Here is a 25,842-nt window from a genome sequence, read left to right as displayed (position 1 = left end):
CACCAATTTTCAAACTCTACATTGCAAAATCTTGCATTTTTTATCATTTTTAATCCAGTTTCGATGGTTTGCAGGATAAAATTACTCAAAAGCGGGGCTTTGTGCATGTAAAAATTCACGAACAAGAAGGATGACAAAGAAACTGCAGGCAAGATGCCGAATCGTTAAATAATGCATAATCAACGATGCATTGCGCTTTTTAGTGTTATCTTTGCATATCGTTAAACAACTTAAAGATTAATTGGAATGAAAAAATTTTTATTGTCACTATTATTTATAAATGTGTCGTTCTGCAACGTTTGGGCACAGAACGAGTGGGAAAGACCGGATGCAGCAGTCGGGAAACAGAAGGAAACAGTAAAGACCGTAACCAGAAAGGAAAAAGTAGAAGATCCGAAATACATGGCCGGCGCCGTGACGGAGAATGAAGGAAAGGTGGAATGGACCTGCAAAATCAACATGCCAGGAAAATCCTCTCAGCAGCTTTACAACCTGTGTTTGGGCTATTTGCAGGATTTCGTTAAAGAAGAAGACCAACTTCCGGAAAGCAACGTCACGCTTGTGAACAAGTCGCAGCGGGTGATTGTGGCAACACTTAACGAATGGCTTGTATTCAAAAGCACCTTCCTCTCGCTCGACAGGGCAAAGCTAAACTATGTGCTGGTGGCAAACTGCACGGACGGTTGTGTGGAACTGACGATGCGCAACATATTCTTCAGATATGACGAGAACGACGGTAAGGGCATGACGAAAATCCTTGCCGAGGAATCCATTAACGACAAGAATGCGCTGAACAAGAAGAAGACAAAACTCGTCACAGGATGGGCGAAGTTCCGCAGGATGACTATCGACAGGAAGGACGAGGTGTTCGACAAGTTCAGAACCTATCTGGCGGATAAATGATCCACGATCTGCCAACCTCAACCCCATCTCCTACTGACTCTCGCAGATAAACAACGGCGACACACAGGGTGACATTTTCCCAAAAATTCCCATTTTCCCATTTTCCCATCTTCCCATATAACGAAAAATAAATGTAATAAAAAAGATAATATATTGATATATAATGACTTATACAAAAACACCATTTCCCATTGGGAAGATGGGAAAATGGGAAAATGGGAAAATGGGAAAAATGTTATAAAGACTTTTCAAACGGCCATACATTCTCCGACAAACAGACTACGGCAAACTTCACACCTCTGTTCTTGAAAATCTTGCAAATACAACAACATGAGGCATGGCAAACATGAACCTCAAGGAAAAGGCAAGAGAAAAGAGAGGAAAAGAGTACCAAGTGTCCCAAGTGTCCCACTGTCCCACTGTCCCAAATAAGCAATAAAAAATGTAATAAAAAAGATAATATATTGATATATAATAACTTATACAAAATACATGATTCCACTTGGGACAATGGGACAGTGGGACACTTGGGGCACTTTTGTAAAAACTTTTCCAACAACCAGCATTCTCCGACAGCCAGACTACGGCAAACGTCACACATCTGTTCGTGATTTTTTGCATCTACAATGACCAGGGGCATGACAAATGCAGACATCAAGTGAAGATGAATTATTCCGGTTATCATCTTCAGCCCCCTCTCGTTCTCCCCCGTAGGGGAGATGAAGATTACTCCGTTAGCGGATAAGTGACTGATAATAAAGCGTCTACAGATAATCAGATAGCCAATGGTTACTGTCCCTCCCCTACGGGGGAGGCTAGGTGGGAGCTGTATACATTCTCCGACAAGCAGACTAAGGCAAACGTCACAACTCTGTTCTTGTAAATCTTACAAATACTATGACATGAGGCATGGCAAGTGTGGACTTCAAAGAAAAGACAAGAGAAAGAGGGAAAAGGAAGGAAAAGAGTCTCAAGAGTCTCAAGAGTCTCACAGTCTCATATAACCAATAAATAATGTAATAAAAAAGATAATACATTGATATATAATAACTTATACAAAACACCGGATTTCACGTGAGACTGTGAGACTCTGAGACTCTTGAGACTCTTTTGTAAAGACTTTTCAAACAACTATACATTTCCGACAAGTTGGATACGGCTGACTCCCTCCCCTGTTCTTGAAATCATACAACTACACGACGACGTGGTGAGCCGCGACAAGATTATATTCCGCAGACGAAATTTTAAACCAAAAAAAACGGTCATCAGGACGTTTACTTTATTTTTATGACCGATTGGGGGGGGTAAATCTACTCTTTATTGACAGCAGCAAATCGAAAGATGCTTGTTGCCGAAACAGGCGACATACAAACGTAAAAACACCGAAAACGAGGGCGCAAACAGCCGGTTTGCGAGTCACAAACCGCCTGTTTGCAACAGGCTATATGTGATATTTGTATTTCTTTGTAGCCCTGCGGGGAGTCATCACACCGCCTGCATCGTAGGACCCGCTGGAAATCCCCTCCACAGAAGGCCCCGTATATTTGCATCCACGATACTGGGCATAGCGCTTGCGGATGCGATAAACATAGTCTACAGTCTCCCACCCTCGCATATAGCCATATCTCACCACAGGATCGTTATAGAATTCCGGCTGCTGAAGCTTCAGCACGTATGGTGCCACATCATTCCATCTCGACGGATTGCCGCCATGCTTCCGGGCAAGCGCCATGGCGTCTTTCACGTGGTTCGCACCGCCATTGTATGCTGCGAGTACGAAGCACTGGCGCTCCTCGGCAGAACGCACGTTGCTGAAGACAGACGACAGTTCGGCAAGAAGGCGCACAGCAGCCTCAATGCTCCTCTCCGGGTCGTGCATGTCGCTACGGGCGAGACCTAGATGATCTGCCGTGGAAGGCATTATCTGCATCAGTCCGCAGGCTCCAGCCCACGACCTGGCATTGGGGTCGAAGCACGACTCCTGATAACATTGTGCCGCCAACAGCCGCCAGTCCCACCGCGCTACGGGGGCATAGCGGCGGAAAAGCGGGTCATATTTAGAGATTACGCCATTTTCGCGCGACAGGAACGGAGCATAGACATGACGCGAAACGCTACGCGAAGACAACAGAAACCGCTCCTCCTTCTTTATGTCGGCAAGCATCTTGGGCTTATACCAGCCGTCAAGGGCTTTCGCCAATTCGCCGTTGCCCTTGGCCACCGCCCATTGCATGCCATCAGAATAGGCACCGCAGAACTTCAGTCCGCCACCCTGCTTCATGCCCTTAGGCAACATACACATTATAAGGTCGGCACTACCCTGCCTCACCCTCTCGGCAAGCTCCGCCGTGTCTTTGCACACCTCCACACGAAGGGCGACACCAAGCTGCTGGGCGAACTTCTCACAAAGCAGATACTGGGTGCCGAAGCCCCTGCCGTGGTATTCGAAATATGTCTGCGGACCGCTTAGCGTCACCACTATCAGTTCGCCGTTGCTCACTATCTCCGAGATGCTGCAAAAGCCTCCAGCCGACACGGAGTCTGTCATCACCTCGCCCCAGGGAGTGACGATAGACTTGTCTGCCGCCTTGTCTCTGCAAGAAACGGCAAGCATGAGAACAGGCAAAAGCATGATGATGAAAAGCAAATGGCCTTTACGGCAACGAAAATATCTTGTCATGAATTGTTTTTAATTACGGGTAAATGTCGTTCCGGCACAACAGCATGCAGAACAAATAGCCCACAAAGATAGCTATTTCCTTGCAAATATATCACAAAATGACTAAATTTGCGGTATGATAAAGAAAAAGATTGCCTTCGCAACCGAAGCCACCAGATGCCACGAAGCGCATTCAAGCCACGTTTCGAATGAAGACAATCATGACAACCATATCACAACAAAGATTTAAAGAAACAGCGCAACATGAAGCGACTCAACGAATTAGTACGTCAAAACATATTAAGACTCGAGCCATACGGACATGAAAGAAGCTCAAACGGCAACAAGACCGGATTGGTGCTTCTCGATGCCAACGAGAATCCTTACAACACCCCGTATAACAGATATCCCGAAATACGACAGACGGAGCTGAAGAGGGCAATCGCAAAGATGAAGAAGCTGCCAGCCGAATGCATACTTCTGAGCAATGGAGCAGACGAAGCCGCAGACATCATATACAGATGTTTCGCCGAACCTGGCAGAGACAATGTGGTGGCGATAGAACCGACATGCAGGATGTATGAAAGGCTTGCCGAGATAAACAACGTGGAATACAGAAAGGCGGCACTCGACGAGAATTTCCAGCTTTCTGCCGGGAGAGTACTCGCAGCATGCAACGGGAACACGAAGGTAATATGGCTCTGCTCACCCAACGACCCGACGGGCAACGAACTGCAACGGGAAGAAATAATCAGGATTATAAACGGGTTTGAAGGCATTGTGGTGGTGGACGAGGCTTATTCAGACTTCTCAAGCGCCACGCCTCTGAGGCACGAACTATACAAATATCCTAACCTGATAGTGCTTGACACCTTCAGCAACTCATGGGGATGCGCAGGACTACGGCTTGGTGCCGCCTTCGCCTTTCCGGAAATCATCGACATATTAAATAAGGTGAGAAATCCATATAACGTCAACACGCTGACCCAGGAAAGCGTGTCCAAGCTCCTCGACAGACAATACGACGTGGAGAAATGGGTGAACATACTGTTGGCGGAGCGCGAAAGGATGGTTGAAGCCTTCAGACTGCTGCCTTCGTGCAAGAAGGTTTATCCGACAGAGACGAACTTCTTCCTTGCCCAGATGACCGACGCCAAAAAAGTGTACGACCACCTCAAGGGAAACGGCATATTGGTGAAGAGCATGGCAGGCGTGCCGCTGTGTGAAGACTGCCTGAGAATCACCGTAGGCAGCAAGTCGGAAAACAGCGAACTTCTCGCCGCACTAAGACTCCTGAAGACGGAAGAAGAATAAACAAGTCCATAACCTAACGGAAGACAAGCCGCACATTCCTTGCCTGTTCTCCAATTATTCATAAAAAATCAATATAAACAAATGTTTTTCACAGGTATCATAATAGCCGTAATGGCATTGGCGATAATAGGCGTGTTCCACCCCATAGTGATAAAGACGGAATACTACACCGGAGTAAGATACTGGTGGGTGTTCATGCTCCTCGGACTCCTGTGTCTGGCGGCAGCGCTTTTCGTAGAAGACATTATCGGGTCGGCAGCGCTGGGACTTGCCGGGGCGTCATTCCTATGGTCTATCCTCGAACTCTTCGAACAGAGAGAAAGAGTGAGAAAAGGATGGTTTCCGATGAACCCAAAGCGAAAAGACGAATACGACAAATAGAAAGCGCAGCCTCTCGTTGCGCATACAGGCATTGCCACGCTTCATCATGAAGCCGAAAGACAGGACAAAGAACAGAGGAAATGAAGACAAAACTTTTAGTCGTGGGAAAGACAAACGACAAGAACATAACGAAAGGGATTGACGACTATGTGGGAAGAGTGAAGCATTACATGCCTTTCGACATAGAGGTAATCCCCGAACTCAAAAACACGAAAAGCCTCACACAGAGCAACCAGAAGGAGATGGAAGCGGAACAGATTCTCAAGAGGCTGCAACCGTCAGACACCGTGGTGCTGCTCGACGAACACGGCAAGGAATACAGAAGCATAGAGTTTGCCAGATGGATAGAGAAGCTGCAGCAGACTGCACGGAGCCTCGTGTTCATAATCGGCGGACCGTACGGCTTTGCCGACTCCGTATACGAGAGAAGCGACGCCAAGCTGTCGCTCTCAAAAATGACTTTCTCACACCAGATGATACGCCTGCTCTTCGTGGAGCAGATATACAGGGCGTGCACAATCATAAAAGGCGAACCGTATCATCACGAATGAAGACAATCAAACATGAATGCCTGTCACCATTACGGCTTTTCAGAAGAATAAATACACGTAAGTGTTAAAGTTTTGTTAAAACCATTGACACGGGAGGATATTTTTAGTACCTTTGCATCGTTTTTTCAGGAAAACAATATTAAAGTATTAATAATCAGCTACTTATAAGGTTTTAAAGAAAATATCAGGCATGAGACAACTAAAAATTCAGAAAAGTATTACCAACCGTTCCAGTGAAGCACTCGACAAATACCTCGTTGAGATAGGTCGTGCGCCGTTGATTTCCATCGACGAGGAGATTGAACTCGCACAGAAAATCAAGAAAGGCGGACGTGAGGGCGAAAGAGCAAAGAACAAGTTGGTGACAGCCAATCTTAGATTTGTCGTATCTGTTGCCAAGCAATATCAGCATCAGGGCCTTACTCTGACCGACCTTATAGACGAAGGCAACATCGGACTCATCAAGGCCGCACAGAAATTCGATGAGACCAGAGGCTTCAAGTTCATCTCCTACGCCGTGTGGTGGATCCGCCAAAGCATCCTTCAGGCAATAGCAGAGCAGAGCCGCATCGTGAGACTCCCGCTGAACCAGGTGGGTTCGCTCAACAAGATAAACCATGAGATCAACAAGTTTGAGCAGGAAAACCAGCGCCATCCTTCAGTTTCCGAGCTCTCTGAAGTAACGAAGCTCGACGAAGAGAAGATCGGACAGTCGCTTGCTGCCGACGGTCACCACGTGAGCATCGACGCCCCATTCCAGGACGGTGAAGACAACTGTATGCTCGACGTGATGCCTAGTGGAGAGGACAGCAGGACCGACCGCGTGGTAGACCACGAATCCATGGCCCTTGAGCTTAATTCCGTATTGAGCAAGGTGCTCAAAGAGAGAGAGATAACCATCATCCGCGAATGCTTCGGTATAGGATGTCAGGAAAAGGGCCTTGAGGAAATAGGCGACCAGCTCGGTCTTACACGTGAGCGCGTGAGACAGATCAGAGAGAAGAGCATCGCCAAGCTGCGCGACAGCGGCAACGCCAAGATTCTCATCAAGTATCTGGGCTGATGCCCACCCCCTCTGTTGGGGAAGAAATGAGACAAAATACGGGAAGCAATTCCCAATAGCAGACAATATATGCGTCTTGCCACAGACATGATTCATACATCATGGCGGCAAGACGCATTTTTCTTTCCCACTTACTTTATTTGAACCCAAACCGACGGTTACGGTTTGCATGGATTCCGTATTTCTTGAAGAGTAGATTTTGTCTGGCTTCTAATGAGTATTAGCAAGCTGTTGAGAATAAAAAAAACACAAAACGCAAGGCTTTTAATAATAAATTTATTAACTTTGCAAAATCAAGCATTAAGGTATAGGAGTTCAGCAAGTTTCCGAACTTGCTTACAGGCAGACAAGATGCAGGTTGGTCACTTGTCAACTGATGTCCGAAATGCCTTTTCAACGTAAAAAGAAAATTACAAGATAATATAATATGAACATTCTAGAATTGAGCGAACAAGAGATTGTACGCCGCCAGAGCTTGCAGACGCTACGCGATATGGGCATCGACCCATATCCTGCCGCAGAGTTTCCAACAAACGCTTTCAGTACTGACATAAGATCTGAGTTCAAAGACGAGGACGAACCTCGCCAAGTGATGATAGCGGGCCGACTGATGGGCCGCAGAGTCATGGGAAAGGCATCCTTCGCTGAGATACAAGACTCCAAAGGAAGAATACAGGTGTATGTTTCACGCGACGAGATCTGTCACGGCGACAACAAGGACCTTTATAATGTAGTATTCAAAAAGCTCATGGACATCGGTGACTTCATCGGTGTCAAAGGATTCGTATTCCGCACACAGACAGGCGAGATTTCAGTTCACGCACAGGAGCTGACCCTGCTCTCGAAAAGTCTGAAGCCGCTGCCTATCGTGAAATACAAGGACGGAGTGGCATACGACAAATTCGACGATCCGGAACTTCGCTACAGACAGAGATATGTAGACCTCGTTGTGAACGACGGAGTGAAGGACACTTTCCTGAAACGCGCCACGGTGTTGCGCACGCTGAGAAAAGTGCTCGACGAAGCCGGCTACACGGAGGTGGAGACCCCTACCCTGCAGAGTATCGCAGGTGGTGCGTCAGCAAGACCGTTCATCACTCATTTCAACGCCCTCGACCAGGATATGTACATGCGTATTGCCACAGAGCTGTATCTGAAGAGGCTTATAGTAGGCGGTTTTGAAGGTGTTTATGAAATCGGAAAGAACTTCAGGAACGAGGGAATGGACCGCAACCACAATCCAGAGTTCACATGTATGGAGCTCTACGTGCAATACAAGGACTACAACTGGATGATGGCATTCACAGAGAAACTCCTCGAGACAATCTGTATAGCAGTGAACGGTTCGCCTGAAAGGGAAATAGACGGCAAGATGGTGAGCTTCAAGGCTCCATACCGCCGCCTGCCTATCCTTGACGCCATCAAGGAGAAAACAGGTTTCGACTGCAACGGAAAGACAGAAGAGGAAATCCGTGCGTTCTGCCTTGAAAAGGGAATGGAAGTCGACGAGACCTTCGGCAAGGGAAAACTCATCGACGAACTCTTCGGAGAGTTCTGCGAAGGAACATTCATCCAGCCTACATTCATCACAGACTATCCCGTGGAGATGTCTCCGCTGACAAAGATGCACCGTTCGAAACCAGGTCTTACAGAGCGCTTCGAGCTGATGGTAAACGGCAAGGAGCTTGCCAACGCATACTCTGAGCTCAACGATCCAATCGACCAGGAGAACCGTTTCGTAGACCAGATGAAGCTTGCCGACAAGGGCGATGACGAGGCAATGATCATTGACAAGGATTTCCTGCGTGCGCTGCAATACGGCATGCCTCCTACCAGCGGTATCGGCATCGGCATAGACCGCCTCGTAATGCTCATGACGGGAAAGACTTACATCCAGGAAGTGTTGTTCTTCCCACAGATGAAGCCGGAAAAGAAAATGCCGCAAAGCACCATAAACGAATGGGAAGAAATCGGAGTGTCGGAAAATTGGGCTTACGTAATGCGTAAGGCCGGATTCAACCTCATCTCAGACATCAAGGGTGAAAAGGCGCAAGGTCTCCAGCAGAAAATAGGAGAAATAAACAAGAAATACAAATTGGGCTACGAAAAGCCGTCTCTCGACGAAGTGCAGAACTGGATTGACAAAGCCAATCCTTCGGCTGAAGCAAATGCTTCGACAGAATCTTAATAATTCATATCTCCAGATATGTCCGGACGACAAAGAACAATGGGTCCGGACATATCTCACCCAAACAAATTTGACAGAATGTTTAACTGTGGTAAAATTGCAATAATTGGCGGAGGTAGCTGGGCTACGGCTATTGCAAAGATTGTTGTGGAAAAAACCCACCACATTGGATGGTACATCCGCAGAGATGACCGCATTGACGAATTTCGCCGATTAGGACACAACCCGTCTTATCTGATGGGAGTTAGATTTAATGTAGATGAGATTTGTTTCTCTTCAGACATCAACGAGATTGTAGAAAAATACGATACGCTGGTGTTTGTAACACCATCACCATACCTGAAAAACCACCTGAAGAAGCTCAAGACAAACATTTCAAACAAATTCATCGTCACAGCCATAAAAGGTATCGTACCCGATGAAAACCTGGTATGCTCAGAATACTTCCACAACGTATTCGACGTGCCGGAAGAAAACATCGCTTGCCTTGGAGGACCGTCGCACGCCGAAGAGGTAGCACTCGAAAGGTTGTCGTATCTGACCGTGGGATGCTGCGACGAGGAAAAAGCCCAGGCATTCACAGACATACTGGTGAACGACTATATCAAGACGAAGACAAGCCTCGATGTAGTCGGAATAGAATATGCTTCCGTATTGAAAAACGTATATGCAATAGCGTCGGGAATATGCAGCGGACTGAAATTCGGCGACAATTTCCAGTCGGTACTCATATCTAATGCCGTGCAGGAAATGTCAAGATTCCTGACTGCCGTACACCCTATCAAGCGTTGCGTATATGACTCCGTCTATCTTGGCGACCTTCTCGTCACGGCATACAGCAACTTCTCGCGCAACCGCACATTCGGAACGATGATAGGCAAAGGATATAGCGTGAAAAGCGCACAGATAGAGATGGAGATGATAGCCGAAGGATATTTCGGAACGAAATGCATGAAAGAGATAAACAGACACATGCATGTGAACATGCCGATTCTGGATGCTGTATACAACATCTTGTACGAACGCATAAGTCCGCAGATTGAAATAAAGCTGCTGACAGATTCTTTCAGATAAAGAAGACAAACATAAATCACAAACGAATATGGAAAAAATAAAATTGAACACAAAAAAAGCCGAACAGTTTCTGAAAGCAGGAGCTGTGGAAGGTTTTGAAGAAAAAGTCAAGAAAGCTCAAGAGGCATTGGAGAATGCCACATGTGAAGGAAACGATTTTCTGGGCTGGCTCCATCTGCCATCAGAAATTTCTGCAGACTTCATCGCTGAGCTCCAGCAATGTGCAGACACCCTACGCAGCAACTGCGAGGCAATCGTAGTGGCTGGTATCGGCGGAAGCTACCTTGGCGCAAAAGCCGTAATCGAAGCTCTGAGCAACTCTTTCCAGTGGCTCGTCAACGACGGCAGCAACCCTACAATACTTTTTGCAGGAAACAATATCGGCGAGGATTATCTTTCCGAACTGACAGCATATCTGAAAGGCAAGAAATTCGGCGTAATAAACATATCCAAGTCTGGCACGACTACTGAAACAGCACTCACTTTCAGACTGCTCAAGAAGCAATGTGAGGAACAGCGCGGAAAGGAAGAAGCAAAGAAGGTAATCGTGGCTATTACTGACGCCAAGAAGGGTGCTGCCCGTGCAGCAGCCACAAAAGAAGGCTACAAGACATTCGTGATTCCGGACAACGTCGGCGGACGCTTCTCAGTACTCACTCCAGTAGGACTCCTACCTATCGCATGCGCAGGATTCGACATCAAGAAACTCGTAGAGGGTGCAGTGGAAATGGAAAAAGCCTGTGATATCAACGTGCCGTTCGCAGAAAACCCTGCAGCACAATACGCTGCCGTAAGAAACGGACTCTATCAGGAGGTTGGAAAGAAAATCGAGATAATGGTGAACTATCAGCCGAAGCTACATTTCTTCTCAGAGTGGTGGAAGCAGCTCTATGGCGAAAGCGAAGGAAAAGAAGGCAAAGGAATCTTCCCCGCTTCCTGCGATTTCACAACAGACCTCCATTCTATGGGACAATGGATACAGGAAGGCGAGCGCACTATCTATGAAACCGTTATCAGCATAGAGAAGCCTAACCGTGAATTGCTCTTCCCTAACGACGAAGACAATCTGGACGGTTTGAACTTCCTTGCAGGAAAACGAGTGGACGAAGTGAACAAGATGGCTGAACTCGGAACAAGACTCGCTCATATCGACGGAGGAGTGCCAAACATACATATCAGCGTTCCGAAACTTGACGAATACTACATCGGTCAGCTGATATACTTCTTCGAGAAGGCTTGCGGAATAAGCGGACTGCTTCTCGAAGTAAACCCATTCAACCAGCCTGGCGTGGAAGCATACAAGCGCAACATGTTTGCTTTGCTCGACAAACCTGGCTATGAAGAAGACAGCAAGGCTATCAAAAAACGTTTGGCTGAAGAGGCTTAAACTTGAAAGCAAAATACATTATATATATAAGGCAAATGTCAGACATGGCATTTGCCTTATTTTTTGCAGCATCCAGACATGTTGCCAGATAGGGAAAAGACAAGAAGAGAAGGAAAACATTATTATATTGTGGACAGACTTTTACTCGAAAAAACTTTGTGAAAATTTGTTTATCAAACAAATTAAATGTACCTTTGCAATTGATATGGTAACAGAAGCAAAGGGAATCACAATAATTTCAAAGCTGTGATTTACGATGCTGACATGCAAGGGAATCAGGTGAAAGACCTGAACTGTTCCTGCAGCTGTAATCCACATTATGGAGCTAACATCAGAAAGCCACTGACATGAAACAAAAGGGTTTCAAGTATTGTCGGGAAGGCGTTGGCTCTGTGGAAAGTCAGAATACCTGCCAGATCACAACTCGTAGATAACATGCTCCCAGGATAGGAGAAGATAATCTAATTATGCAAAAGAATAAAATCATATTATTGGCTATTGCCGCAGGTGCTTATAGCATCAGCACCAATGCCCAGAACAGCAAAGATAATATTGCTGGCGACAAGACGCTGCAAGAGGTTGTCGTGACCGCTACCGGTACCGGCCACCTGCTGAAGGATGTGCCTGTGCAGACAGAAGTCATCTCGCACAAGATGATAGAGAGTTATGGAGGTAAATCCCTGGAAGACATCCTTGAAGGGCTTACGGCCTCGTTTGCCTTCAACGAAGGCGACATGGGCAGCAAAGCACAGCTTGGAGGACTCGGAAACAACTATATACTGATTCTCATCAACGGCAAAAGGCTACATGGAGACAACGGAGGCGAAAACGACCTCGGACTGATCGACCCGAACAATATTGAGAGAATAGAAATAGTAAAAGGTGCCCAATCTGCTCTCTATGGTTCTGATGCCATGGCTGGAGTGATAAACATCATAACAAAGAAACACGACACGCAAGGTCTGCTTCTAGAAAACACAACTCGCTACAGTCGTTTCAACGACATCAGACAACGCAATGGATTGGGACTGAGAATAGGCAAAGTGCAGTCGTATACCAGCTTCCAGCTGCAACACAACGATGGATGGCAAAACACTTCAAAAGAATTTGCAGAAGGCCACGTAGTACCTGATTCAAGAAACAAGACAACAAACAAATTCACGAACTGGCAGATCAGCGAAAGACTGACATATAATCCGACAAAGAATCTTGAACTGTATGCCGACGGGTATTTCTACAAGAAATCCATCAACAGACCCACTAACGGCAACTATGCCTCATGCGACGTCTACACATACGACCTGCTCTATCGCAACGCTTCTGCAGCGATAGGCGGTAAACTGTTTACAAACAAAGACAAGAAGGACTATATATCGATTGACGTGGACTGGAACAAGCATGCCTACTATTACCACTATACAAGCAAGACATACGAAGATGCCTATATAGACGGCAAACTGGAACACGGAGTGCCCTTCTATCCAGGCAAAGAGCGTCTGCAAGCCGACCAGCAACGCGTGATGGCTATGCTGAAAGGCGTTTTCCATCTGCCTTATGCAAACACCTTGAATGTTGGAGCCGAATACAGATACGACTATCTTAAAGCCCCAATGAGGACTGCAAACGGTAGCGCTGACGACAACACGGGAGCTATATATGCACAAGACGAATTCAACATCATTCCATGGCTGAACATAACGGCAGGAGCAAGACTCGTGGACAATTCAAGATTCGGATTCCACTTCACGCCTAAAGTGAGTACGATGGCCAGTCTTGGCGACTTCCGACTGCGTCTGGGATGGAGTCAGGGATTCAAGGCGCCAACTGTTAAAGAACTGTATTACAGATATTTGCACGTGATGGGTTCGACCACTTTCTTCAATATGGGAAACACGTCGCTCAAACCACAGACAAGCAACTACTTCAGCGCTGGACTCGAATACAGGAACGAGAGATTCACTGCTTCTGTAACCGGTTACTTTAATAAACTGGAAGACATGATAGCACTTGTCAACGTTCCGGTAGACGAGTTGCCAAAGGACGTGACGACCGGTTATCTCGGGGACGGCAGCGGAAAAGTAACGGCAAGACGTTACAAAAACATGGAAAACGCCAAGACTTATGGCATAGACGTCAACCTGTCGTATAATATATACAAGGATCTGAGCATCGTCGGAAACTACAGTTACCTCGACACTCAAGCCAACATGTATGACACAGACCACGACAGGATGAAAAAGGCCGTGATAGACGGTATGGCACACAACAAGTGGAATGCATCGTTGGTTTACGGACACAGATTCTCTACGGTATACCGATTTGGAGCCAGCCTCTCCACACGCGGCAGCAGCAAACGCTACTACGAAAACAACGGAAACGGCAAACACTATCAGATATGGCGAATCAACACCACGCATGATTTCGGAAAGGCAGGAGCTGAGATGTCGTATAAGGTAGAGTTGGGAGTGGACAATATCTTCAACTACAAAGACACCACGATGCGTCCATACCATCTCGGAACAAACAATGGCGGCACAAGCATATATGCCTCATTCGCCATAAAGTTCAACAAAGGAAAGAAGATTTTCAACCATAATTATAAACAAAACAAAAAACAAGATGAAGAAGATTAAAATCTTTCTGATGATGTTGCTCGCTGTATTGAGCTTTACAGCTTGCGACGATGATGATGACTCTAAGCAGAGCATCATCTCTGAGTATTCCATGAACGACCAGCAGGTGGCTGCACAGAAAGCCAAGTCGGGCAAAGACAAAGCCGTGCTGCTCGTAGCCTTCGGTTCTACTTGGACAAATGCCTTCGCCGCTTTTGATGACACGAAAAAGGCTTATGAGGATGCTTTCCCAGATGCAGACGTTTACTTCTGCTTCTCTTCTGACATCTGCATCAACCGTGCCAGTGCTGGAGAACATGGCGAGTCACGCAACTATTATGAGCCACGTTATTTGCTCCACGCCATCGGTGCTGCAAAGTACAAGACTGTTTACGTGCAGAGCCTCCAGGTTATCCCTGGAGAGGAGTTCGCAAATGTTGTTGCTGCCGTAAAGAAATTCGCCAACAACGGTTATGTAAAGGATGCACACCTCGATGACGAATATCTGAAGACCGTAGAGATCCACCTCGGTATGCCTTTGCTCAACGACCTTGACGAGGTTGACGACGTGGCAAAACTGCTCAATGACCTCTATCAAGACGAGGCGGCACAGGGCGTTGTTGCTTTTATGGGTCACGGAAACCCTGACAACTACGACTCTTTCAAGGCAAACATCCGCTACACACAGCTTGAAAAGGCCCTGCAGACTTACAGCAAGAACTACTACGTAGGTACTGTTGACATGAAGGACAACTACAAGCAGAATGTAATGGCACGTATGCAGAACAACAACATCACTTCTGGCAAGGTTTATCTCCACGCTCTGATGTCTATAGCCGGTGACCACGCACACAACGATATGGCTGGCGAGGGAAACGACTATTGGGACGCAAGTGAGCCGACAAGTGAAGACAACAGCTGGTTTGAGTTCTTCAACCACAAAGGCTTCACATCTGTAGTTCCTCAGACCAACGGCAACCCACTCGGACTCCTGGAGTTGCCTACTATCCGCCAGATATGGATAAACCATACGAAGAATGCTGAGCTTCTTGAAGACGCTTACCATTCAATGTATCCAGAGGAATAATAATCAATCATAGAACCGGTTTATATATAACAGGGACGCGGAACAACATGCATGTTCTGCGTACTTGTTTTTACCGTTTATTTAGACACATGAAAATTTTATATTATTTTGCAGTAATAATGACTATGCTCATTTCTTGCGCCACAGCTCAGGACGGCAAGAAAGAGCTTGTTGCAGACAGCCTGTACCACGACCAGGACTCTGTACTTTCACACATTGAAGACTATAGCGACACGATAGAGATAAAATATGCCAAAGGACTGAAAGTAGAATACAAACCCGACGGCATACATGTCACTATAACAAACCCTGACCCTGCTGCCAAAGCAAGCAAGCCTCAACACATCACAATCAGAAAATCTTCTTCACGCTTTATATGCACCACGGCTTTACAACTCGGAAATTTTGAAGTACTCGGTCTGGAAGACAAAATCGTCGGAATCAATTCTCTACGACATATCTTCTCACTCAGGATGCTTGACCAACTTGAAAGCGGAAAGACAGCTGAGATAGGGAAAGAAGGAAACTTCGACCTTGAAACCGTGATGCGCACAAAACCTGACTTTATCCTCGTGAGCGCAAGCAAATATGGAGGGTTTGAAGCTCTGAAAGAATGTGGCATTCCTCTTATCTTCCATCACGGATACAAAGAAACTAACCCACTGGGACAGGCTGAATGGATAAAGCTCGTTGGCATCCTCACAGGAGAAACGAAAAGGGCTAATGCAGTTTTCGCTGACATCGAGAAAAAATACAACACTCTGAAGGAAGAAGTGGAAAAGGCAACCTCTGACAACAAGAAACTCCCAACCGTGATAAGCGGCAGACAGCTTCGAGACGGATGGTATATCGTGGGCGGCAGAAGCTATATGGCACAACTGTTCAGAGATGCAGGTGCAGACTATATAATGAAAGACAACAAGGAGTCTGGTGGCATTGCCCTCGACTTCGAATCTGTTTATGCCAAAGGAATTCATGCTGACTTCTGGCAGACGGATGGTTCATCGAAAGGCAATTTCTCATTGAAAGAACTTGCAAACGAAGATGCCAGATATGCCACTATGGACGCTTTCAAGAACAAGAGGGTAATCTTCTGCGACTTGAGCCAGACGCCTTACAGAGAGCTTGGCGGAGTGCAGCCACACTTCTTGCTCGCAGACTTCGTGAAAGCTTTCCATCCGGAAATACTGCCAAGCTATATTCCTAAATACTATAAACTAATAAAGTAACATTCAATTAAACAATCAATTATACAACTTGAAAAAAGCAAGATATTTATGAATCGCCTTATATTTTTACCCTTTGCCCTGACTATACCAAGCATTGCATCAGCACAGAATGACAAAGTTCGCGAGAATATACTCAATCCTGTTATCGTAACAGGTACAGGCACCTATAGAAAGGCAGAAAACTCACCCGTTGAAGTGAAGGTAATCTCGGCAAAAGAACTGAAAAATGCCAATGTGACAAGTCTTCAGGAAGCCTTGGCCAAACTCACATCAAACATAACCACCTATACAAACGGAATGGGCACCACCGTGAATTTCAACGGAATAAGCGACGCATACATGCTGATTCTCGTAAACGGCAAGAGAATGTCGGGCGACGACAGATGGAACCGTATCAGCATTGACAACATCAAGCGCATAGAAATCCTGTCGGGAGCAGCAAGCGCCCTTTATGGAAGTAATGCCATAGCCGGAGTGATAAACGTAATCACAGACGATGGCAAAAACAACCTTGAGGTGACAAGTAGCACAAAAGTGATGAACAAAGGCAGATTCGACCAGGATATCAACGTGGATATAACAAAGGGAAAATTCTCAAGCCACACAAGCTATAACCACCGTCAGGCTGACAACTGGCAAGTGAACAGATATCAGGAATTCAAGGAAGGCGACGAATCCGTATTGAAGCTTACCGGCAGACCGATGTCTACGGCTTTCAAGTCTGACAACATCAGCGAGAGGCTGGAGTGGAGATTCAATGACGAAATCGACATCTACCTTTCCGGCAACCTATATGGTCACAAAACCGGACGCGACAGAAACGCTACATACTACACACAGAAAGCAACAACCGACAAGACTACGGGGGACAAGACTTATACTTATACTTCAAAGCAAGCCTACACCTACGATATAAAACACAGGACATACAACCTGGGAGCTGGTGCAAGATGGGTGCCAAACAGAAATGTGCATCTCTACTTTGACGTATACATGGACAACTTCAAGTCGGCTTATGACTACTGGCAAACGGCAACCAAAGAAGCTTACGACGAAACACGCAAGAACACACAGTATATAAACGAGACCATAAAAGGTATTTTCAGGCTCAACAACTGTAACAAGCTATCGGCTGGCATAGAGATGGAACAGGAAAACCTGAAGAGCGCCTCTGACAATATTGACAAGGAGAGCACATATACATACAACCTGTTCGCACAGGATGAAATCCGCATTGTCAAAGGTCTGGAAGCTGTTGTGGGACTGAGATATACCTACAACAAGCACTTCGGAAGCAATGTGACTCCAAACGCGGCCCTCTTCTATCACATCGCCGGATTCAGAGCCAGAGTAAGCTATGCTGAAGGCTACCGTACCCCTACCCTCTCTCAGCTTTATGCTACCGACCAGACTAAGACATCTGCCCGATACACAATCAACAACACCATGCTGAAGCCCGAAAAGAACAGATTCTGGAATGCCAACCTGGAATATGCCAACAAGTGGTTCACCCTGAGCGTCAGCGGATTCCTCAACAATATCCGCAACATGATAAACTACCGCACCATGACACAGGCTGAGATTGAAGCCAGTGAGAAACTGACGGCACTCTATAATGAAGGCTGGACAACTATACGTCAACGCGACAATATAGACAAAGCCACCATAAAGGGAATATCAACAAACTTAAAGCTTCTTCTCCCATATGGATTCTCTGCTTCTGCAGGCTATACATTCTGCGATACCAAGGCAAAAAGCGTGACGCTTGACAAAAAGACACAACAATATAAGATGTCAGAAACTCCAGTGGACAAGAGCGTGAAAAATGTTGTAAATGTATCTGCCGCATGGGACAAAAGCTGGGGTTCATATCATCTAAACACCCAGATCAACGGTCACATACAGGGCAAAAGATACTCAAATACATATGGTTACGCTCCTGAATATCAGCAATGGGACATTGTTACGCGGCACACTTTCAGCCTGAAACAATTTACCATAACACCAGGTGTAGGCATAGACAATATCTTCAACAAGCGTGACACATCTTACTGGAATTCTAATTTCTCTACAATAAATCCTGGAAGATCCGTTATATTGAGTGTAACTTTAAAATTCAAAGACTGATATGAGAATATATGTGGCAGGCATCGGACCTGGCAGTGCGGAAGATATAACTCCCGCACTTCAACAGGCCGTAGCAGACAGTAACGTAGTTGTAGGATACAAATATTACTTCCAGTTCATCGAGAAGTTCATATCCGACGATACAGTCTGCATAGACACCGGAATGAAAAAAGAACGCCAACGTGCCGAGATGGCCTTTGAATATGCCGAGAAGGGGAATACCGTGTGTGTGGTTTCCAGCGGCGATGCCGGCATATATGGCATGGCTCCTCTCATTTATGAGATGAAGCGTGAGAAGGAATCCAAAGTGGAAATCGTCTCAATACCCGGCATCAGCGCATTCCAGAAAGCAGCCTCCCTCCTCGGAGCTCCGATGGGACATGACTTCTGCGTAATATCCATGAGCGACCTCATGACGCCCTGGCATGTGATAGAGAAAAGAATTGTTGCTGCAGCGGAAGCTGACTTCATCACTGCCGTATATAACCCTAAAAGCAACGGCAGATACTGGCAGTTGTACCGTCTGAAAGAACTGTTTCTCAAATATAGAAGCGAGGACAATATCGTAGGATACGTGAGACAAGCAGGACGTGAAGAACAAAGTGTAAAGATCACAACGCTGAAGGATTTCAATCCTGAGGATATAGATATGTTTACAGTGGTAATAATTGGCAACAGCCAGTCTTACAACTGGAACGGATCGTTCATCACCCCACGTGGCTATTACCGCAAAGACAAGGAGGATGAAGATTGCAAAGTGGGGCAAAGCATAATGATAAAGTCTTTCCGAACTATCAGAAATGAACTGAAGAACCGGGACATCCCTACATGGAAACTATGGCCACTCCTTCATACCATTCATACTACGGCAGACTTCGATATGGAAAACCTGTTGTGGATGGACAACGAAGCCACAGCAAAGATTTACGACAAGGTAAAAAGCAGAGAAATAAAGGTTATTGTTACAGATGTCTCTATGGTAGCATCCGGCATACGCAAGGGAGCACTGGAGCGACTTGGAATAGAAACCGTATGCTACATCAATGCCCCCCGCGCCATAGAAATGGCCAAAGAAAAAAACATAACCCGCGCTCAGGCCGGGATGCGGCTTGCTTCACAAGAGCATCCCAACGCCCTATATGCCTTCGGCAATGCTCCTACAGCACTGCTGGAACTCTGTTCGCTAGTAAGAAAACAAATTTGCAGACCTGCAGGAATAGTGGGAGCACCTGTCGGATTCGTACATGTTGAGGAAAGCAAACACGCTGCCAAGGCTCTCACCGATATACCTAAAATCATAATTGACGGAAGAAAGGGCGGAAGTAATCTTGCAGCAACGCTCATAAACAGCATTCTGACATTCGACGATGCAGAACAATTGAGACCGGGCAGAGACGTATAACCCTATTATAAGTAGTGAAGACATGAATAAATGTTATATTATAGGACTCTCCGACAGCCACAGACTTTGCCTCACACCAGAGGTCATGAAAATCATATCCGCAGGAAGAGTCTTCTCCGGTGGTATGCGCCATCATGAAATCATAGCCAGCATGTTGCCCACCAGATACGTATGGATAAACATTACCATACCAATTACCGACGTACTGGAAAAATACAAGCACCATGATGAACTGGTAATTTTCGCCTCAGGCGACCCCCTGTTCTATGGTTTCGCCAATACCGTAAAGAGGTCTTTTCCTGAAGTACAAATGAAAGTGTTTCCCACATTCAACTCTCTTCAGCTACTTGCACACAAACTGAATCTCGCTTATAATGACATGTACACGGCATCGCTTACCGGCAGACCGTGGGACCGGTTAGACGAAGCCCTCATACGCGGAGAACGTCTCATTGGCTGTCTCACCGACAAGAACAAGACTCCACATGAGATATGGCAAAGAATGCACACCTATGGCTACGACAACTACGAAATGTATGTGGGTGAAAACCTTGGCAATGAAGAAAAAGAGAACTTTGGACAATACGACCCTGCCAAAGGTTACTCTACCCCTAATTGCATAATATTGGAACAAAGAAAACTCATACGCCAGAATATCGGCATCCCAGACGAAGCCTTCCACTTGCTGGATGGCCGCAGCAGGATGATAACTAAAATGCCCGTACGTATGGCATCTTTGTCGGCCCTTCAGTTGGCTGAAAAGAAATCCTTCTGGGATATAGGATTCTGTACTGGTAGCGTGAGCATTGAGGCCAAGCTCGCCTATCCTCATCTGAAGGTCACGGCATTCGAAATACGCGACGAGGGAAAGGAACTCATGCTTGCAAACTCCAGGAAATTCCATGCCCCTGGCATTGACGCAAGGATAGGCGACTTCTGCAATATGGACATAAGCGACTGCCCCCTGCCCGACGCCGTATTCATCGGCGGTTATGGAGGCAAGATGAAAGAAGTACTTATAAAAGTAAAAAATGTCTTGTCTCACTCTGGTTGCATAGTTTTCAATTCTGTCAGCGAAACAAGCAAAGACTCTTTCTTCAGCATTACGAGAGAGTTAGGCATGACAACAGAAATACTACACACGATAACTGTTGACGGCAACAACCCTATTACAATAATGAGAGCGATATGAGCTCCTGTGTTGTAGAACACAATACGTTTGAAAGCAATATGATAAAATACGAGACAATAAACGATGCAGGCAGACGTCTTGCAGACAAAATACGAAAAGGAAACTTGTGCTTTGATGGTGAGGCGATAGTCTTCATCGGAGCATTGGGCATCTGCGTGAGAAAAATACTTCCCATTGTCAAAGACAAACACACCGACCCCGCAGTAGTATGTGTAGACTCAACAGGGAAATACGTAATTCCTGTTTTGAGCGGACACGTGGGCGGTGCCAACGGCCTTGCCCGAGAAATAGCGAAAGTTATAAATGCTGAGGCTATTATAACCACCCAGAGCGACAATACCGGTCTGTGGTCTCTCGACACCATAGCCAAGCGCTTCGGATGGCAAATCACCAAAATGACAAATGAGGAAATGAATAAAGTCATCGCTACATTTGTCAACAAATGCCCAACCGCCCTCGTGTGTGAAGTGGATGACGAAGGAACAAGATATTTGAAATCCTCATGCCCGACACATGTCACAGTCTACGACAGCTATAATGACTATTTGTCAGATGGCAATTCTAACGACAAGACTACCGGTAATGACAAATGGAATAAAGAATTGCTGATCTTGGTGTCTCCACACAGATATGACATAAGCAGAGTGAAACATATCCAGTATTGTCCGCAATGCCTCAATCTCGGCATTGGTTGCCAGAAAGACGCTCCCACTGGTATTGCCAACGAAATATTGTCGAATGTCCGCAATGAAGGCTATGCTATGGAGAGCATACGAACTGTCTCAACAATAACATTGAAGAAAGACGAGGCTGCATTGAAGAAACTCCAAGCCCTATTGCCATGGGCCGAACTGAATATCTATCCTGCCGAGACTCTTTGCCAGATAGAGGTTCCGAACCCTTCCGACAAGGTATTTGAAGTGACAGGCTGCCTTGGTGTTGCTGAGGCTTCCGCATTGGCTGCAAGCAGAAACGGCAGTTTGGTGGTGGAGAAACAGAAAGGTAGTGTGTCTGCCGGCGACAAGACGTTTTTCTATACATGGGCTCTTGGTGAAGACGAATCTGCATGCCACAAACCAGACATGAACAATAGCCTTGACAACGGACACATAGAAATAGTGGGGGCTGGTCCAGGCGACCCTGATCTTATAAGCGTGCGCGGCAGGAAATTCCTCGAGCAGGCAGATCTTATCCTTTATGCAGGAAGTCTTGTACCCAAGGAACTGACATACTGTGCCAAAGCGGGAGCCACAGTACGCTCATCTGCAGGAATGGACCTTGAGGAGCAATTCCACCTGATGAAGAAATTCTATGACGAAGGAAAACTCATAGTGCGTCTCCATACAGGCGACCCTTGTATCTATGGTGCCATACAGGAACAGATGGCATATTTCGATGAATACGGTATGCATTACCACATCACTCCTGGTATCAGCAGTTTTCTTGCTGCCGCTGCAGAACTCAGAAGCCAGTTCACAATCCCGGAAAAATGTCAGACTATCATCCTGACCCGTGGCGAAGGACGTACTCCAATGCCCGACAAAGAGAAGCTCCATCTCTTGGCAGAACATCAATCCACTATGTGTATATTCCTCAGTGCCAGCATTGTAGACGAAGTGATGAAAGAACTCCTCGATGGAGGTTATCCTCCCGAAACGCCTGTTGCGGCATGCTATAAATTAACATGGAAAGAGCAGCGCATTTATCGTGGCCAACTGAAAGACCTGTCCAAGATTCTCAAGGACAACAACCTTACTCTCACAACAATGATAGTTGTAGGAGAGGCTATCGACAATCGTAATGGTCTGAGCAAACTCTACGACGGACATTTCACTCATCTATTCAGAAAGGGTAAAGAATGATACTTATCTTTGGCGGCACAACAGAAGGCCGCATCGCTGTGGAGGTATGCGAAGAAGCAGGAAAGCCATTCTATTACTCCACAAGAAGCAAGCTGCAAGAAGTGGAGATGCACAACGGCGTGCGTCTCTCTGGAAGCATGTCCGCCACTGAGATAAAGTCATTCTGCCACGACAATAATATCGGCTGCATCATCGACGCTGCCCACCCCTTTGCCGAAAACCTGCACAAGGCGATTGAAGAAGCAGGCATTCCTGTAATAAGGGTTGAACGTTCTTTCCCACGCCACGCCATCGGTGTGACATATTGCCATAGCTATGAAGAAGCTATCAGTAGACTCGAAGCTGACGACATCAACTGTCTGCTGGCGTTGAGTGGAGTAAACACTATCAGTAAGTTGGAAGCTTATTGGCGGAAACATACAACTTTCTTCCGAATCCTCGACAGACAGGAGAGTCTTGACAAAGCGGAGGTCTCAGGTTTTCCAAGTGAGCATCTGGTAATGTATAACGAAAACCTTGAGATACCATCAGCCGAAGCTGAAAAGGCCATGATGAAGCGCATTGGCTGCGATGCCATACTGACCAAGGAAAGCGGATTGTCCGGAGGATTCGACGCAAAGATAGAGGCAGCACAAAAACTAGGGCTGAAAATCTACGTAATCGAGCATCCTGCACTTCCCGGCGATTGGGTTTACGTAACAGGAAAATACGGACTAAGACGAAGCATCGAACAGATGATGCCCGATTTCTTTCCACTGAAAACAGGTCTCACTACCGGTGCCTGCGCCACAGCTGCTACAAAAGCAGCACTTCTCTCCCTCTTGTTTGATGATGACGACGAGGAAGTTTCCTTCTCTCTTCCTGATGGTGAAATACTCACTATCCCCGTTGAACACAACGCCAAAGGAATTGCCACCGTCACAAAAGACTTCAGCGACGATCCGGATGTGACAAGAGGCTGTAGAATAACATCTCGCATCTCTTGCCCTGTCAGACAACAGGATACAGGCAATCCAACGATGAGCCGACAACAGATAAGGTTTCTTCATGGCAGTGGCGTTGGCACCGTCACTCTTCCAGGCTTGGGCATCCCTATCGGCGAACCTGCCGTGAACCCAACGCCCCGTAAAATGATTATAAATGAAATAAGCCGTATCACGAACATGGACGTTGATGTAACGATAAGCGTGGAGAACGGAGAGGAAATAGCCAAACATACTTTCAATCCGAGGGTAGGTGTGGTTGGTGGCATTAGCATCTTAGGCACATCAGGCATTGTCCACCCTCTTTCCAACGATGCCTTCATACGAAGCATACGCCGCGAACTGGAAGTGGCATGGGCCATGGGGCGACGAGAGATCGGACTCGTTGCCGGAATGAAAAGCGAAAAGGCATTGAGGGAAGAAAGGGACATACGCTGCATACACTACGGCAATTTCATTGGCGAGGCGCTGAAAGCTGCCTATGATATTGGATTCAGGCGTGCAACTCTCGCCATCATGATAGGAAAAGCAGTGAAATTGGCGGATGGGAACCTAGACACTCACTCACACAAAGTGGTTATGAACAAAGATTTCCTTATCTCCACCGCCAAGCAACTCGGCATAGACCCATCTCCCATCAGCCACATAACAATGGCAAGGGAGCTATGGAACATCATGCCAGCCTGTTTTTTCGAAAGGATAAAATCTCTCTGCCATGAAAACACCAAGACTGTTTTCCCGCAAGGAGAAATAAAAATAAAACTGATATGCGACACTCTACAATGATGACATTGCTCATACTGGGCATCATAGTTCTGGCTATGCTGAATCTGGCTGTAGGCTCAGTAGCCATTCCCGTAAACGCTGTATTGACAATCCTCAATCCCTTCAGCGACAAGGCCCTGCAAGGAGCGAATGCTGAGGTGTGGACAAATATCATAATATACACGCGATTGCCTCAAACCATCACAGCCATGGCCTGTGGCGCAGGCTTGTCTGTAGCCGGACTTGAGATGCAGACAGTCTTCCGCAATCCCCTTGCCGGACCTTCCGTACTGGGCATTTCCAGTGCTGCAAGTCTTGGTGTAGCTTTCGTTGTATTGCTAAGCGGAGCCATCGGCGGCACAGCCCTGTCGAGTTTCGGCATTATCGGCAACACAGCCATAACCATTGCCGCCATTTTCGGTGCCATGCTCGTGATGTCGCTGATAGTCTTTCTCTCCCATAAGGTGGAAGGCAACGTCACTCTGCTCATCACCGGTGTACTCATAGGCTATATTGCCACAGCCATCATCGGAGTGCTCAAATATTTCTCAAGCGAGGAAGATATACGAGCCTACGTAATCTGGGGGCTCGGTTCCTTCTCCCGCGTCACAGGCGGACAGGTATATGTATTCACCGGTCTCACCGCTTTTCTCCTGCCATTTGTCATGCTACTCGCAAAGCCACTGAACATCTTGCTCTTGGGTGACCTCTATGCCACGAATCTCGGTCTCAATGTCAAACGGGCACGAATGCTTACTATTGCCTCCGCCGGCACTCTCACCGCTATCGTTACCGCCAATTGTGGTCCTATAATGTTCCTCGGTCTTGCCGTGCCTCACATATGCCGCGGTCTTTTCAACACCACCGACCACAATATATTGCTGCCAGCCAACGTGCTTTGCGGAGCGGCATTGGCTCTGCTTTGCAACTTCATTGCCCGAATGCCAGGCTTCGAAGGAGCACTTCCGATTAACTCAGTCACATCGCTCATCGGAGCACCGATAGCATTGTCTATCCTACTGAAAAAGAAAAGAAACCTGATCTGACAAACATAAACATAGCG

18 protein-coding genes and 1 riboswitch are annotated in these 25,842 nt (G+C 46.6%); of the genes, 17 read left to right on the top strand and 1 reads right to left on the bottom strand.

Going from position 1 to position 25,842, the window contains the following annotated elements:
• Window positions 1–246: 246 nt before the first annotated feature.
• Entirely contained in the window at window positions 247–903 is a 657-nt protein-coding gene (locus ACDC99_RS03950) for a DUF4468 domain-containing protein (RefSeq protein ID WP_287073328.1), read from the top strand.
• A 1,441-nt stretch (window positions 904–2,344) separates the two neighbouring features.
• Here the strand turns inward: ACDC99_RS03950 and ACDC99_RS03945 are convergent.
• A complete protein-coding gene (locus tag ACDC99_RS03945) occupies window positions 2,345–3,583 on the bottom strand; it encodes an MltF family protein (RefSeq protein WP_044074231.1) in 1,239 nt (412 codons plus the stop codon).
• Between the two features lie 243 nt (window positions 3,584–3,826).
• Here ACDC99_RS03945 and hisC point away from each other — a divergent pair, with 243 nt between their 5' ends.
• The 16 genes from hisC to ACDC99_RS03865 all read left to right on the top strand — a co-directional run bounded on the left by hisC (window position 3,827) and on the right by ACDC99_RS03865 (window position 25,825).
• The gene (gene hisC / locus ACDC99_RS03940; RefSeq protein WP_370755899.1) at window positions 3,827–4,876 is read left to right on the top strand and encodes a histidinol-phosphate transaminase; all 1,050 of its coding nucleotides are present in this window, start codon (window positions 3,827–3,829) and stop codon (window positions 4,874–4,876) included.
• Between the two features lie 81 nt (window positions 4,877–4,957).
• Window positions 4,958–5,257, top strand: a complete 300-nt coding sequence (locus ACDC99_RS03935) for a DUF4491 family protein (RefSeq protein ID WP_022317264.1) — start codon at window positions 4,958–4,960, stop codon at window positions 5,255–5,257.
• Window positions 5,258–5,337: 80 nt separating this feature from the next.
• Window positions 5,338–5,808, top strand: a complete 471-nt coding sequence (rlmH, locus tag ACDC99_RS03930) for a 23S rRNA (pseudouridine(1915)-N(3))-methyltransferase RlmH (RefSeq protein WP_278839843.1) — start codon at window positions 5,338–5,340, stop codon at window positions 5,806–5,808.
• A gap of 190 nt (window positions 5,809–5,998) precedes the next feature.
• The gene (locus ACDC99_RS03925) at window positions 5,999–6,871 is read left to right on the top strand and encodes a sigma-70 family RNA polymerase sigma factor (RefSeq protein ID WP_022317266.1); all 873 of its coding nucleotides are present in this window, start codon (window positions 5,999–6,001) and stop codon (window positions 6,869–6,871) included.
• 427 nt (window positions 6,872–7,298) lie between these two features.
• The gene (lysS, locus tag ACDC99_RS03920) at window positions 7,299–9,059 is read left to right on the top strand and encodes a lysine--tRNA ligase (RefSeq protein WP_022317267.1); all 1,761 of its coding nucleotides are present in this window, start codon (window positions 7,299–7,301) and stop codon (window positions 9,057–9,059) included.
• 78 nt (window positions 9,060–9,137) lie between these two features.
• Window positions 9,138–10,133 carry an NAD(P)H-dependent glycerol-3-phosphate dehydrogenase gene (locus ACDC99_RS03915; RefSeq protein ID WP_044073219.1) on the top strand — a complete coding sequence of 332 codons (996 nt, stop codon included), beginning with the start codon at window positions 9,138–9,140 and terminating at the stop codon, window positions 10,131–10,133.
• A gap of 28 nt (window positions 10,134–10,161) precedes the next feature.
• Complete coding sequence (locus tag ACDC99_RS03910) at window positions 10,162–11,520, top strand: glucose-6-phosphate isomerase (RefSeq protein WP_044064554.1); 1,359 nt, start codon at window positions 10,162–10,164, stop codon at window positions 11,518–11,520.
• 235 nt (window positions 11,521–11,755) lie between these two features.
• Window positions 11,756–11,951: riboswitch (cobalamin riboswitch) on the top strand.
• A gap of 36 nt (window positions 11,952–11,987) precedes the next feature.
• The gene (locus ACDC99_RS03905; protein WP_302749776.1) at window positions 11,988–14,153 is read left to right on the top strand and encodes a TonB-dependent receptor plug domain-containing protein; all 2,166 of its coding nucleotides are present in this window, start codon (window positions 11,988–11,990) and stop codon (window positions 14,151–14,153) included.
• The gene (locus ACDC99_RS03900; RefSeq protein WP_370755895.1) at window positions 14,140–15,219 is read left to right on the top strand and encodes a sirohydrochlorin cobaltochelatase; all 1,080 of its coding nucleotides are present in this window, start codon (window positions 14,140–14,142) and stop codon (window positions 15,217–15,219) included. The genes ACDC99_RS03905 and ACDC99_RS03900 overlap by 14 nt, the downstream gene beginning before the upstream one ends.
• Window positions 15,220–15,344: 125 nt before the next feature.
• Window positions 15,345–16,448 (top strand): ABC transporter substrate-binding protein, encoded by a 1,104-nt coding sequence (locus tag ACDC99_RS03895; RefSeq protein ID WP_022317272.1) that lies wholly within the window; start codon window positions 15,345–15,347, stop codon window positions 16,446–16,448.
• Window positions 16,449–16,496: 48 nt separating this feature from the next.
• Window positions 16,497–18,575, top strand: a complete 2,079-nt coding sequence (locus ACDC99_RS03890; RefSeq protein WP_370755894.1) for a TonB-dependent receptor plug domain-containing protein — start codon at window positions 16,497–16,499, stop codon at window positions 18,573–18,575.
• A 1-nt stretch (window position 18,576) separates the two neighbouring features.
• The gene (cobJ, locus tag ACDC99_RS03885; RefSeq protein ID WP_370755892.1) at window positions 18,577–19,977 is read left to right on the top strand and encodes a precorrin-3B C(17)-methyltransferase; all 1,401 of its coding nucleotides are present in this window, start codon (window positions 18,577–18,579) and stop codon (window positions 19,975–19,977) included.
• Between the two features lie 22 nt (window positions 19,978–19,999).
• The gene (locus ACDC99_RS03880) at window positions 20,000–21,169 is read left to right on the top strand and encodes a bifunctional cobalt-precorrin-7 (C(5))-methyltransferase/cobalt-precorrin-6B (C(15))-methyltransferase (RefSeq protein WP_044064550.1); all 1,170 of its coding nucleotides are present in this window, start codon (window positions 20,000–20,002) and stop codon (window positions 21,167–21,169) included.
• A 38-nt stretch (window positions 21,170–21,207) separates the two neighbouring features.
• Complete coding sequence (gene cobM / locus ACDC99_RS03875) at window positions 21,208–23,031, top strand: precorrin-4 C(11)-methyltransferase (RefSeq protein ID WP_370755891.1); 1,824 nt, start codon at window positions 21,208–21,210, stop codon at window positions 23,029–23,031.
• Window positions 23,028–24,800, top strand: coding sequence for a cobalt-precorrin-5B (C(1))-methyltransferase CbiD (gene cbiD, locus ACDC99_RS03870; protein ID WP_022317277.1), 1,773 nt, complete (start codon window positions 23,028–23,030; stop codon window positions 24,798–24,800). Before cobM ends, cbiD begins: the two co-directional genes overlap by 4 nt.
• Window positions 24,782–25,825 (top strand): iron chelate uptake ABC transporter family permease subunit, encoded by a 1,044-nt coding sequence (locus tag ACDC99_RS03865; protein WP_370755889.1) that lies wholly within the window; start codon window positions 24,782–24,784, stop codon window positions 25,823–25,825. Before cbiD ends, ACDC99_RS03865 begins: the two co-directional genes overlap by 19 nt.
• Window positions 25,826–25,842: the final 17 nt, after the last annotated feature.

It is taken from the genome of Prevotella pectinovora (genome assembly GCF_041323955.1).
In the GTDB taxonomy this organism is placed as follows: Bacteria; Bacteroidota; Bacteroidia; order Bacteroidales; family Bacteroidaceae; genus Prevotella; species Prevotella pectinovora.
The sequence above is the reverse complement of the archived record's forward strand: the minus strand, read 5'-3'. Positions and strand labels throughout refer to the sequence as shown.